The organism is Pseudomonas sp. UBA6753 (genome assembly GCF_002453565.1).
Classification (GTDB): Bacteria; Pseudomonadota; Gammaproteobacteria; order Pseudomonadales; family Pseudomonadaceae; genus Aquipseudomonas; species Aquipseudomonas putida_Z.
Window position 1 is genome coordinate 1 of the sequence record NZ_DKHD01000023.1, and the last position, 12,127, is coordinate 12,127.

12 protein-coding genes are annotated in these 12,127 nt (G+C 53.2%); 7 read left to right on the forward strand and 5 right to left on the reverse strand.

The genetic code is table 11. The features are described 5' to 3' along the window. From B2790_RS08425 to B2790_RS08440, 4 genes are all read left to right on the forward strand, one after another. A partial coding sequence (locus B2790_RS08425) for a hypothetical protein (protein ID WP_286918615.1) occupies window positions 1-579 on the forward strand: 579 nt, incomplete at its 5' end. A 16-nt stretch (window positions 580-595) separates the two neighbouring features. Continuing rightward, entirely contained in the window at window positions 596-1,540 is a 945-nt protein-coding gene (locus B2790_RS08430) for a PDR/VanB family oxidoreductase (protein WP_286918616.1), read from the forward strand. Window positions 1,541-1,602: 62 nt separating this feature from the next. Next, window positions 1,603-3,024, forward strand: coding sequence for an alginate export family protein (locus B2790_RS08435; RefSeq protein ID WP_286918617.1), 1,422 nt, complete (start codon window positions 1,603-1,605; stop codon window positions 3,022-3,024). A 41-nt stretch (window positions 3,025-3,065) separates the two neighbouring features. Further along, a complete protein-coding gene (locus tag B2790_RS08440; RefSeq protein WP_286918683.1) occupies window positions 3,066-4,403 on the forward strand; it encodes an MFS transporter in 1,338 nt (445 codons plus the stop codon). 296 nt (window positions 4,404-4,699) lie between these two features. Here B2790_RS08440 and B2790_RS08445 read toward each other — a convergent pair whose 3' ends face one another. Then, window positions 4,700-5,818, reverse strand: coding sequence for an SAVED domain-containing protein (locus B2790_RS08445; protein WP_286918618.1), 1,119 nt, complete (start codon window positions 5,816-5,818; stop codon window positions 4,700-4,702). A 250-nt stretch (window positions 5,819-6,068) separates the two neighbouring features. Here B2790_RS08445 and B2790_RS08450 point away from each other — a divergent pair, with 250 nt between their 5' ends. The 3 genes from B2790_RS08450 to B2790_RS08460 all read left to right on the forward strand — a co-directional run bounded on the left by B2790_RS08450 (window position 6,069) and on the right by B2790_RS08460 (window position 7,457). Then, complete coding sequence (locus B2790_RS08450) at window positions 6,069-6,428, forward strand: histone-like nucleoid-structuring protein, MvaT/MvaU family (protein ID WP_286918619.1); 360 nt, start codon at window positions 6,069-6,071, stop codon at window positions 6,426-6,428. Between the two features lie 168 nt (window positions 6,429-6,596). Next, on the forward strand, window positions 6,597-6,800 hold the full coding sequence (locus B2790_RS08455) for an AbrB/MazE/SpoVT family DNA-binding domain-containing protein (protein WP_286918620.1): 204 nt from the start codon (window positions 6,597-6,599) through the stop codon (window positions 6,798-6,800). 105 nt (window positions 6,801-6,905) lie between these two features. Next, window positions 6,906-7,457, forward strand: a complete 552-nt coding sequence (locus B2790_RS08460; protein WP_286918621.1) for a 3'-5' exonuclease — start codon at window positions 6,906-6,908, stop codon at window positions 7,455-7,457. On the opposite strand, the gene B2790_RS08465 is transcribed toward B2790_RS08460, so the two are convergent. The 4 genes from B2790_RS08465 to B2790_RS08480 form a co-directional block, all read right to left on the reverse strand. After that, window positions 7,458-7,940 carry a Mov34/MPN/PAD-1 family protein gene (locus B2790_RS08465; protein ID WP_313667191.1) on the reverse strand — a complete coding sequence of 161 codons (483 nt, stop codon included), beginning with the start codon at window positions 7,938-7,940 and terminating at the stop codon, window positions 7,458-7,460. It lies immediately after the preceding gene. Next, the gene (locus B2790_RS08470) at window positions 7,937-9,724 is read right to left on the reverse strand and encodes a ThiF family adenylyltransferase (RefSeq protein ID WP_286918622.1); all 1,788 of its coding nucleotides are present in this window, start codon (window positions 9,722-9,724) and stop codon (window positions 7,937-7,939) included. The genes B2790_RS08465 and B2790_RS08470 overlap by 4 nt, the downstream gene beginning before the upstream one ends. Next, window positions 9,708-10,961, reverse strand: a complete 1,254-nt coding sequence (locus tag B2790_RS08475; protein WP_286918623.1) for a nucleotidyltransferase domain-containing protein — start codon at window positions 10,959-10,961, stop codon at window positions 9,708-9,710. The genes B2790_RS08470 and B2790_RS08475 overlap by 17 nt, the downstream gene beginning before the upstream one ends. A 576-nt stretch (window positions 10,962-11,537) precedes the next feature. Beyond that, window positions 11,538-12,014, reverse strand: a complete 477-nt coding sequence (locus tag B2790_RS08480; protein ID WP_286918624.1) for a hypothetical protein — start codon at window positions 12,012-12,014, stop codon at window positions 11,538-11,540. Window positions 12,015-12,127: the final 113 nt, after the last annotated feature.

A 12,127-nucleotide genomic window follows, 5' to 3' on the forward strand; every position in this document is an offset into this window, starting at 1 on the left:
AATTTTCCATCAGCGCCAACAATCCTGCACGCCAAGACCGGCATCGGTACCCCGGCTTATGTTCGTTCGGACCTGGACGTGCGTCAGGAGGGGGATCGCGTGATCATTCTGCGCGCTTTGAAAAACTCCCCGCCACCGCCTGTTTATGCCGTACCGATGAAGCTCGAAGGCCGTGCAGTAGACCGGTTCTCGGATGCACGTTTTGAATCGCCAGCCATTCACATTGCACACGCCAAGATCGTGAATCTTGAGCCTCAGGAAGGGGAGGCACAGGAGTATCTGGTAAACATTACTCACGCATTCACTCCTGAAAGTCAGAATACGCTGCACTACTGGTGGTTCAACAGTCGTGACTTCCATCACGAGGATGCAGAAATCGATCAGTATGTCCTCGACAGCCACAGTGCCGCGTATCAAGAAGACGTTGAAGCACTGACTTGGATTCAAGAGCTGCTCGACAAAGAGCCAGGAGCGGTTGAGGAATTGAGCTTCGCTCCAGATCGTCCCGGTATCATGTGCCGCCGTACCCTGCTGCGTCTGTCGCAGTTGGAAACCGGCATTCCTGTGCAATCCGCCTGATCGCCGGGAGTCGAACATGATCGAAGTAATCGTGGCGAAGAAGCAGCTCGAAGCTGAGGGTATTTGCAGTTTCGAACTGGCCCGTGAAGATGGCCAGCCGCTGCCTGCTTTCAGCGCTGGTGCGCATATCGATGTCCACCTGAACGGCGGGTTGACCCGTCAGTATTCGCTCTGCAATAGCGCTTCTGAAAATCATCGTTATCAGATCGCAGTCCTCAAGGAGCCGACTTCTCGGGGTGGTTCTCAGCAAATGCATGAAACGGTTCTCGAGGGGCAGCATCTTTCGATCAGCGAGCCTCGTAACCTTTTCGAACTGGATTCGACAGCTGAGCATTCGCTGCTGTTTGCCGGTGGCATTGGCATCACCCCGATCCTCTGCATGGCCGAGCGGCTTAGCCATGCAGGCGCATCATTCGAGCTCTATTACTCTGTGCGGAGCAGGGATCGAGCTGCGTTTCTGTCGCGCCTGCAGAACAGCCCATTTGCTGATCGCGTGCACGTGTACTTTGACGATGAGGTTCCGCTGAATGCTCGCGCCGTTCTCTCCAACCCAGCGGCGGGGACGCACCTGTATGTTTGTGGTCCGGGCGGGTACATGGAATATGTGCTGTCCAGCGGCCGGGCCGAAGGATGGCCGGAAGAGTTGCTGCATCGTGAGTACTTCAGCGCGAGCGCTGAGGTAAGTGCACCAGGCGAAGCATTTGAGATCGAAATTGCGAGCTCGGGTGAGGTCATGCGGGTGGAGGCTGACCAAACCATCATCGATGTTCTGTATGACGCCGGAATTGATGTCCCAGTGTCTTGCGAACAGGGCGTCTGCGGCACCTGCGTGACTCGCGTACTGAGCGGCATTCCAGAACACCGTGACAGCTTCCTCACCGATGCCCAGCGGGCAGCGAATGACCAGTTCACTCCATGTTGCTCCAGGGCCAAATCGCCACGCCTGATTTTGGACCTGTAACGACAGGCCGGTTCGCCGGCCTTTTAAATTGTACCTGCCAATAAAAACAAAGACGGGCATTTATGAAAAATACAATAACCGCGCGTGCGCTCGTGGTAGGCGCCTGTGCCTTGCTGTGTGTTAGCGCTACCGCCTACGCTGATGATGTACTGGCTCCGCCTGATGTGCAGAATGCAAGACCCCTACGTCCAGGAATTGCACGGTGGGCAGAGGACTACAGTTTTCTAAAGGACCCAGCAAAGCGTACCGACCCATTGGACTCGCTTCGCTATGTTCCTTTTGGGGAGGGAAATTGGGTTACTTTCGGTGGTGAGATGCGCTATCGCGCAGATAGTCACCAGGAACCCTTCTTCGGTTTGCGTGGGAGCGATTCCAATAGCTATTTGCAGCAGCGTCTTCAGGTGCATGCCGACGTGCACTTGCTGGACGATCAGTTTCGGGTGTTTGCGCAACTGCAGGACACTAAATCTTGGCGCAAGACAATTTATTCGCCAAATGACCAGAGCGATACAGAATTCCAGCAGCTTTTTGTCGATTGGAATCTACAGCTCCCGGCGGGTTACAAGCTGACCACTCGCGTAGGCCGTCAGGAAATGGTCTACGGCAGCCAGGTCCTCATCAGCGATCGTGACGCGCCCAATCTTCGCTTCAACCTCGATGGGGTCAGGCTCATGCTGAAGACTCCCGGTGGCTACAAGTTTGATGCTTTTGCCATGCGGCCTGTGGCGTACGGCTTGAAGTCCTTCGACGACGAGTCGAGTGACGATATTGTTTTCGCTGGCCTTTACAGCACGTTCAACTTCAGCAAGCCCTGGAACCTGGACGTTTATGCGTTAGATCTAGAAACCAAGAATCGTAGCTTGGCCGGTGTCAGTGGTGATGAGGTTCGTTACACCACCGGTGCGCGCATTTTCGGTAAGGCTGCTGGCTTCGATTGGACCTGGGATGTAGCGGGACAGTTCGGCCATCTGGACAACGCGAATATCCGCGCCTGGGCAGTTGCTGGTACCAGTGGTTATACCTTTGATGCCCCTTGGCAACCGCGTGTCGGTTTGCGTACAGATATTGCCAGCGGTGACAGCAAGCGGGGCGATAACCGGGTGGGCACGTTTGATCCACTGTACGGCAAAAACGGCTACTACGGGGAAGCAGGGATCACCACACTGTCCAACCTGATCGTGGTTGGCCCTCAGGTCGCTTTTTCTCCGTTCCCCAGTCTGCGGATCGAGCCGGCTATTTTCAGTGTATGGAAACAACAAGCCGAAGACGGTGTGTACTTCACCGGCATGGGGCTGGCTCCGGGTACGACCAACACTGAAAGTCGCCATGTGGGGACGATCTACAAGACCAATATTCGTTGGTTGGCGACCAGAAATCTCACAGTCGACTTTGACTGGGAGTATTTGGCCGCCGGCAATGCGCTCCAAGAGGCCGGGGGCAAAAGCGTTCATTTCGTCAGCCTGCGCCCAACCTTGCGTTTCTGATTGCATTATCCATAACAACAATCGAGATTAGTGCCATGACAATGCCTAGCGTGAATATTCGCGAATGGATCGATTCGCGACCGATGACCCGCTATCAGTGGGGTATCCTTTTTCTCTGTTTCTGCATCGTCACGTTGGACGGCTTCGATGCGGCAATCATGGGCTTCATTGCACCTGCCATTCTGCAGGAGTGGGGCATCAGCAAAACCGCCTTTGGTCCCATCATGGCTGCTGCGATGGTCGGGCTCGCCGTCGGCGCGCTAGTTTCGGGGCCCTGGTCCGACAAGATCGGCCGGCGTCGAGTTCTCCTTGCTTCGGTCATCACATTCGGGACGTTCAGCCTGCTCAGTGGTTTTGCTCAGTCCCCGATGCAACTGGCAGCCCTGCGCTTCCTCACCGGCCTGGGGCTTGGTGCGGCCATGCCGAACTGCACCACGCTGCTTTCCGAGTTCATTCCTGCTCGGTTGCGAGGTTCGCTTGTTACGTTGATGTTCATGGGTTTTGGCCTAGGGTCAGCCATGGGAGGATTTGTTTCCGCGTGGATGCTGCCGCACTGGGGCTGGAATTCACTGTTGATTTTGGGAGGGGTGTTGCCTCTGCTGATGCTGCCATTGCTCTGGCGCGGTCTGCCTGAGTCTGTCGAATTCATGGTAGGTAAAGGGCTGCCAAGCGCGCGTATTGCAAATTCTCTGCGCCCATTGGGTGGTCAGTTCGATGACACTTGCCAGTTTGTAACCAACGGCGGGAGTCCAGCAGAGCAAGCGCAAGGCCGGGTTGCCGGTCTCTTTGGGCCCAGTTACCGCCGAATTACGCTGAGCCTCTGGGCTACTTATTTTATGGGTTTGCTGGTGATCTACCTACTCACTGGTTGGTTACCTACGCTGATCAAGGACGCAGGGTTGCCGATCGAGCGGGCCGCTATCATTACCGCGCTGTTCCAAGTCGGTGGTTTGGTGGGCATCCTTCTCGTCGGCTATACCATGGATCGAGTGAGTCCTCGCAAAGTGATCGCAACGGCATATGCTGGTGGCGCAGTGTGCGTGTTTGCCATCGGCTTGCTAGCGGTCGACAGTTCTCTGCTGGGAGTTCTGGTCCTGCTAGCTGGCTTCTGCATCAATGGCGCGCAAACAGGTCTCAATGCCTACGCGCCAGGTCTCTATCCAACGGCATTCCGAGCGACAGGGGTTAGTTGGATGCTCGGTATGGGCCGGTTTGGGGGCATTGCTGGCTCAATGATGGGAGGGGCGCTTCTCAGTCTCGGGATGCCAATGAATTTAATCTTCGCGGTTCTGGGGGTTCCAGCCATCTTGGCGGCGCTCTCACTGCTTGCAGGGCCTCGCATCGCCGCTCCGCGGGTTGCCGTTTCTTTGGGACATTAATCCCCAGTAGGCTATTTGTAACTGGTAGTTGGACGTGTCCGTCAGGAGCAAAGACAGCAGGCACATAAAAACCACCCAAAAGATGGTTTTTATGTGCTTTACCATATCTCAAGGCGAAATCAGCTCCCGTGCTGACTCCTAACCAAGTGGCTTATGAGTTGGTCGTAGGCCTATGGCCTCAGTACGCGGTAGTAAAATTGGTACATCTCTTAAAGTAACTGGCTGACAACGCTTTTCTATTCCTCTTATTGTCACGCGCATGGCCAAGAACAGCTTGATCTCTCGCTGGAGCGCTTTTAAGAAAGTGACTTTGCTACTCGTTTAGTCTCGTATCGATATATCGAAGGCTCATCCTGAGAGTGGGATGGAAGGGCAACGCCCCAAGGATAAGCAGGACTGGATGATCGTTCGTACTGATAGATAACGGCCGACGGGAGCAGTCTTCTATCGTAGATTCGTCCAAGATTAAATACCACGCTGTTCGGCGCGGCGATAATCAGGTGGATTGTTTTTGCTCCTTGGCTCGACAGACCCTTCAGAGCTTGTAGGAATTGCTCTGCCAAGGCGCCTTGTTTTTCCGTTGTCCAGTGAGCGTTCGACGAGAGGTCATCCATTTTCATATGCATAACGGGCAGTCCCGGAAAAGTAGATGCGATGCCAGCCTCATCTACAGGATAAGAAATCGAAAGCGCTAGGACGAGTTCTTCCGCTCTGCCGGTGAAGGCAGATGCAATCTGCATTCGCCGATTGTCGTCAATGCCGCTCTGAATCAAGCGCCACTGACCTGTCCCCAGGCGGTCCCAGTCAAAGACCTTTATTCCACCTCCTTCGTCATCCAGCAGGCATCCAGTCAGAAACGTGAATGGCACTGCCATAAGGCCGCCGTAGACGATCTCAATATCGTTTTTGTTCTGGCCATCAAGACGACGGACCAAATCACCTCTGCCGTCCACCACCTTTTTCAGAGCGACCTCTGGATTGGTGATGCGCCCCTCAGTAATGCCTTCGCGTATGTCGACCAGGATGGTGTCGACGTTACCCCCGACGGTATTTTTTACCGCGGTGTCCAGAGGGCTATCAATTTTGAAGAGTCCTTTCTGCTCGAGAATCAATACGCGTTGGCGGGCCAACTGCTTACGATCTTGCAGATTGAGGTAAATGCCAGCCAGAATCATCAGCACGCCGAGGGCAAAGGCAATGACGCTAATCCACGTGGCCGGTCCTCCAGTGGTGTCTACGTTAGCTTGCAGCTGGGTAGACTCGTTTTTAAACATAACCTGTCCAACGACCCCTCCAGCAAGCGAGAGCCCTATCACTACCGCTCCGTTGCGGACAAGGGTTAGGCCTAGATTTTTTGGGCGGACAAACCAGTCGACAAGCTTCCTTCCCCAATTCAGTAATTCTTCCTTAAGCATAAGCAACTCCTCACGTCTGAAATGGCCGCCGCAGGCCGGCGACTAGCCGAAAGTGGTTAATTGAACGCGGTTGGGTAGGCTAAACTTAATAAGTATTCTCTCGTGTAGGAAGCGCTATACGTCCCGGGTGGATCATATCAAATTGTCTTCTTGGTTTGGGGTATTTGTCAGTGTTTGGGGGGGCATTGGGTTGACATGCCAAGCAAGCTAATGATTGAATGTTTTGAATTACTCATAAAAGGTATGTGCCATGTCTAGACTCGCTGAATTCCGCGCTCTTGAGCAACAGCTTGCGGCTCAGTTGGCCGAGCTCGAGAGCTTAAAAAATGACAATGGGTTGAAGCAAGAGATTGAATTTGAAGGAAAGTTGCGGGAGTTGCTGGCTAACTACGGTTATAGCTTGCGTGATGTGATTGCAATTCTAGACCCGAATGTTCGTGTAGAGGTCGAAACCCGATCGTCCAAAAAAGCTCGAAAACCGCGTCAGCTCAAGGTCTTTAAAAACCCTCACACTGGAGAGGTGGTTGAGACCAAGGGTGGTAATAACCGTACCCTGAAAGAATGGAAGGCCAAGTACGGTGCAGACACCGTAGACTCTTGGCTTTCTTGAGAGCGAGTAAGCTGAGTACGCTGTCCGCTCAACAGATCCTGCTTTGGGCAGGAGCGGCGAGATGGGCAGCCCACAAAGCATCAAGGCCTCGTGTCACGCTTTTTACGCAGGACTCTACACAGAAGATGATTCAAGGCTTTCTGGAGCTTGGCGGTATTCGGAGCGATGATGAATACGCGATACAAAGTAATCATTGAGGAATGGGATGGCGATGGGGCTATTCGCATCCCGGACATAGCCCTACAAGAGTTGGAGGTTGATGTTGGTGATTCTCTCTATCTGATTGAGGAGTACGTCGGCGACTGCCGCTGTTTAGTGCTATCTAAGACACCAAAGATTCCTGACCGAGTAGATGAGCTGTTTAGCTCTTGAGCACCTGTTACTACCTTTTGCGAAATTTTGATGCTAGCCGCGTCTTCTAGCGGGTCTGTTAACTAGGCCATACAGTTAGGAAGTTAAATTCAGGAGGGCAGGGTAATGAGCAGTGAAGAGCTTTATATTTCTGTAGATATCGAGGCATCTGGGCCGATCCCAGGAGAGTACAGTATGCTCTCTCTTGGGGCGTGTGTGGTTGGGCGGCCAGAGCAAGCCATTTACCTTGAGCTAATGCCGGATAGCCCCAGGCATGATCCTGAAGCAGTGAGTGTGACAGGGTTCGATCTGCAAAGTTTGGCGGCTACTGGGATTGCGCCACTACAAGCGATGCAGAAGCTGGCCGAGTGGTTGGCCAATGTTAGTGCGTCTGAACAAAAAGCGATATTTATCGGCCTCAACGCTTCATTTGATTGGTCATTTGTAAACTACTACTTCCATAAGTATCTGGGGGAGAACCCCTTCGGTTTTGCAGCGCTTGATATTAAGGCGTATTACATGGGGGCTTTCAATCTCGAGTGGAAGCAGACCAAATCATCGCACATGAGCGCGAATTTGCTGCCGCATACATCCCCCACGCATAACGCTCTGGATGACGCGCGCTATCAGGCAGAGCTTTTCCAGTTGATGCAGCAGCGCAGGGCAGAGCAGGGCTGATCAGTTGGTCAACGTGGCTTCCACGCAATTTCCGTCACGGAACAGCCACGCCTTTATGCCGTTGGGCGTTGGGGATAGACCCACAATTACAGCGATCGGGTGGGGCAGTTCCTGTGCATAGCGCGCTGCGAACCTGGAGAAACTCGCAATATCCGTGGGTGAAATCGCCGGGATGGTTTGTGGGTGAGTATGCCAATAGCCCACAAGCCGAAGCCCTTGTGCGTTGGCTGATTCAATTTCCTGTCGACAGCGCTCGGCGTCGAGCTCCAGCCATGTCCATCCAGCACGATCTCTTGCATGTGGCAATGTGGCAAGGCTCATGATCAGACCCTCGGGATTTGTCAGATCGACAAACAGCTGACCGCCTCGCTCAGTCCTCCACGTTAGTTGCCGATACTGATCGAGCACATCTGCAACAGCTTGCGACACAGACAAGTGAACATCGATGCCAGGCCACTGCCAACTCCACGCTATGGCACTCACTGTTTACCAATCTCCACATTCGGCCATTCGCGTTCGAGCACGATGTGCTGGACACCGTCTGCTAGCACTGGACCGCTGTAAATGCCGCCATGTTTGGAAATGTCTTGGGGCCGATAGATGCTTGTGGTCCACACCGGCTGACCGATTTGTCCAGTCAGCCCCCTCAGTGCTACTTGCGTAACCATGGATGCCACATTGGCCATGCCTGAGGCGCCTCCGGGGATGAACGTCTGGCCACAGGCCGGTAGTGGAACGACCCCGCCGCCGTGCGGCCAGTCTGTGTATTTGAGGTTGAAATTTCCAGTGTCGTCGAACAAAGGGCGCCCATCGTGCCCCCCATTTGGTGCTAAAAGTGCATGCCCAACAAACGAGTGAGGCTCACTCCAAGCTTGTAGAAGGTCCCAGGCTGTAGCCTGTGTCTTGTGAAACCACAGAGCAACCTCTGATGACCAGTCTGCAGTGGTGACAATCACCATGTCGGTGCTTTCGAAAATTTCCGGCATTTTGAGTAGCGTGAGTTCGGCGAAATCCACGAATGCCGTAACCTTAACGGTCGGTAGATCGTGCCTAATCTTCTCGGCGAGAGCAGTTGCTTTTGACTGAGCGAGATCATCAGTGCCAAGCACATGACGCCCTAGATTTGCAGATTCTAGGATGTCGGGATCTATCAGCACGAGTTCTCCGACACCGGAGCGGGCGAGCTGTAATGCAACGGTGCTTCCCAGCGAGCCGACGCCGACCATCACGACCTTTGAGTTTTCCAAGCTCTTCGCAGTACCACTAAGGTCGCGTGAGAGGATGTCGTTTCGATCTAAAACATTGAGGATGGCTCCCCTCACCAAAACGGGCGAGTGTGATGGCTGGTTCTTGCCTGACCATCGCCTTGCTGAACGAAAGCCATACCAGCGTCCATGGTCTGGTTGTTTACTGTAGGAACGTACGTCCAGACAATACAGTGGTGCCCCAGTAGGACCGGGCAGTTCGAGTACAAGCCATCGATTTGCCAGCGAACCCTTTCCGGAGAACCAAGCAAGAAATTTCTTGCCGTCTTCCTGGCTAAGGTGGGGGGTCAGCCATTCGAGTAAACGACCAGGAGCTGGGAACTGGATATCCGGAAAGGTCAACAGCTTTAAATAGAAGCCTGCGACCGCGGGCGCTGGGATTTTCGCGCTTCGCCCAAGCGTGCGGTAGACATGCGCTCCCAGCGATTCCACACTTGGCGCAAGCCATGCGGTACGAGTTCGCCGGCCAGGACGAGGATCGCCAGTTACAAACAGTTCTGACGCCGCCTGCGGCCGCTCCAGCAGCAAGACATCTTGAGGAGAGCTGCCAAGCTGCATGTTCCAATACGAGGTGAATTCTTTCTGGAATTCCGCCTCGCGCAGTGCAGGGGGAGATCCCATTTGGACAAACTCTAGGATCGCCCCTAGCCGCAAGAGGCAGTCCTGTACCACTGTTTCTGGCGTTCCTGTAATCGGCCTCTCACGAAACCCGTGGAGACAGAGCCCTGATTTCGTGGCGTGCGGCCATGCGAGCCAAGGGGATGGCTCGACTTGGACCCTCAACGAGACCAATGGGAACTGGTTTGGAAACGCGATGCGCACCTGCCTTTCAACACCGGTATAGTCGGGAGGGAGAGGCAACAAAAAGCTCGCAGCTTCACCTTGTTTTTGATCGGTGGATCTAAGTAGCGAGGTCGCAACTTCCTCGCCTACATATGCGCGAAGCGCGGCAATGCCACGCTCCACTTCAGAGGGCAGGTTAGGCTTAACCGAGGCGTTCAACGGGCTTCACATTCGCTTGTGGGGTGGCGTGGCTTGAGCTGCCAAAGATTGCAGTCGCGGCTAAGATGTTCTTGGTGGTACCAGCTTTTCGACCGGCCATCGTCCAGTTACCGGGAATTTCGTTGTTGCTTTCAGTGATTACCGTCTGGCCGATCCCAAAGCTGCGTTTCATGACTTGGGCGAACTCATCAGCGCTGTTGTGGGGCTGCAGGCCAAGCATAAAGGCAACCATTGCACTTGCATGCCAATCGTCAAAAGCCTGGCTGTATTTGTGGCCTTCGTCAGGTCTATTCCACTTTTCCGCGAAGTTTTCGCCAACGTCGCGAGGGTTCAGTACATAATAATTTCCACCAAAAACTCTTATTTCCTCAGGTATCTTTTCAACGATCTTGAGGATCGCATCGATGGGGGTCAATGGCGTGTGGTGTGACTCTTTCACTACCTTGAGGTAGGCATGAGTTGCCAGAGTGGTGATGACTGCAGAAATTGGGCGGTAGTCCTCATTTCGCGTTTCAATCGCCCATTCATCGCGGTGCCGTTTAAGCAGCTTGATGGTGGCTCGCAAAGGATCGAGCTTGTCGTAGTCCTGGTAAGATGGAAGGGGCTCTTGTGTGGCAGAGTCCATTGCCCGACTCTCATTCGCCACAAAACTCTTGAAAAGCTCCAGCGAGATTTTTTGCTCTGAAGCGCTATGTAGCCAGTCTGCATATGGGATTGGACTGCTGGCCTTCCAGCCGGTGACACGGTCAGGTACCTCCAGTTTACCTTGACCGTTACTCTCGGCATTGCCTTGCACCGCACGCGCAGGTGTGATGTCAATGTGGAATCCGGGATTTTCGTCTGCGTACTCGATACGGATCCCTCGGCGCAGTTGGACGATCTCCGATTGCACTCGGGTGCCTTCACGAAAGCGCTGTTCTATAGCAGCAAGAACGGTGTCTGCATCAGCGCCACCTGCATTGGGCAGCCAGACGATAGCATCAGCATCGATCGTGCCCAAGTCTTTGGGAGCATCTTTGACCGGATTGATTGTGGTCCTTAGGCGCATTGAGCCCTGTGGGAAAATATGCGCACCCTCAAGCAAAGGGTCTTTGGAGGCCGAGAGGATACTCTGCAGCTGTGAGTAGCGTTCCTCAATCAACTTGTATTGGCTAGCAGTCAAAGAAATGCTGCTTGCAGCGCGCAACAGCAGGCGCTCCCAGCTGAGGCGTCTGGTCGATTCGTCTTGCGTAATCATGGTCGAGTCTCGTCAGAAGTGGGGCCCAAGGTTATGATGCGTCGGGATGTTTTTTAATTTCATCCTTTCGCTCGTATAACGCATATGCTTCTTACTGCCTGCGGCACTGCCAGAAATTAATCTCGTTTGATGTGGTGGCTCTTGCTGCTAGCTTTAAATTTGGCGACGTTTTTTTGACCGACAGTCTAAAAAAACTGACCTTTTCCTTAAGTGAAAAGATGGAAGTCTTAAATGTGTTCTATAGCTCGATTTGATCACGGATTCATGTGGAAGTCAAAGTAGGTGTTATCAGGTGAATCGTTTCATCATTGTTATGTTTTGAATCGAAACATGCTCTTTCGCAGCGTAAGGGTTGGCATGAGTTTATGCGGCATGAGTGCGACTTAATATGTCGCAACCAGGTCTTCGGGTTGATTTTTCTAATTGCTCTGAGATGTTGCGTGTGTTTCGAAACAATGCTGAGCGGAGGGCGGAGACTGGAGCCCTAGCGAAAGAGAGCCAGAGCTCAGCAGCTGATTTCAAACCTCGAGCGTCTGAACTAAGTGCGAAGCAAAAACGAGCAGCTTGGGTGTGTGATTAACCGTTGTTTGCTTTGTTCGGGGCGGGTGAGCGTTTTCGGCGAGCTTTGTACAATGTTTTCAGGATTCGCTGATCCTGCCCTTTTTGCTTTCCGTATACGCGTTCCTCATAGTAGGTGTCATCAGTTGTATGGTAGGTGATCGAGTTCGGCACCTCACTATCATCAAAGCTCACCTCAAGCTTTGTGAGTGCTTCGGTGCGCCAGAGCTTGGATCGGTTAGCGTGGGGAGGGGTTGATATAACAATTTGTTCAATTCGTATTTGCTCATCTCGCTGGCAGCATTCCAAGAAATCTAGAAGCGCACGCGGTGTTGCGAGCAGTACTACCCCGAAGGTACGCTTGGATTCCCCTCGCTGTTTAGCGTGAACGTGGAAGAATGTCTCGCTGGTATCAACTCTAGGCCAGCTTTTGTAGCTGGGGTCGACCTTGCCTATAAGAGTGATGACCTCTTCCTGGGGATCTGAAACAAACACGGCGTGAAACCTCAATCAAAACGGAGATGGAGTGGGGTCGTACTGATTAATTAGGAGTACAACTAATTTTCTCATATATGCTGTATACAGCATAGCGTTTGAGTCCGCATCAG

Bases quoted from the DNA above. Each gene is read 5' to 3' on its own strand.
- B2790_RS08445 (WP_286918618.1), bottom strand. From the start codon at position 5,818: ATGCTTAAGGAAGAATTACTGAATTGGGGAAGGAAGCTTGTCGACTGG.
- B2790_RS08430 (WP_286918616.1), top strand. From the start codon at position 596: ATGATCGAAGTAATCGTGGCGAAGAAGCAGCTCGAAGCTGAGGGTATT.
- B2790_RS08450 (WP_286918619.1), top strand. From the start codon at position 6,069: ATGTCTAGACTCGCTGAATTCCGCGCTCTTGAGCAACAGCTTGCGGCT.
- B2790_RS08440 (WP_286918683.1), top strand. From the start codon at position 3,066: ATGCCTAGCGTGAATATTCGCGAATGGATCGATTCGCGACCGATGACC.
- B2790_RS08435 (WP_286918617.1), top strand. From the start codon at position 1,603: ATGAAAAATACAATAACCGCGCGTGCGCTCGTGGTAGGCGCCTGTGCC.
- B2790_RS08460 (WP_286918621.1), top strand. From the start codon at position 6,906: ATGAGCAGTGAAGAGCTTTATATTTCTGTAGATATCGAGGCATCTGGG.
- B2790_RS08455 (WP_286918620.1), top strand. From the start codon at position 6,597: ATGAATACGCGATACAAAGTAATCATTGAGGAATGGGATGGCGATGGG.
- B2790_RS08475 (WP_286918623.1), bottom strand. From the start codon at position 10,961: ATGATTACGCAAGACGAATCGACCAGACGCCTCAGCTGGGAGCGCCTG.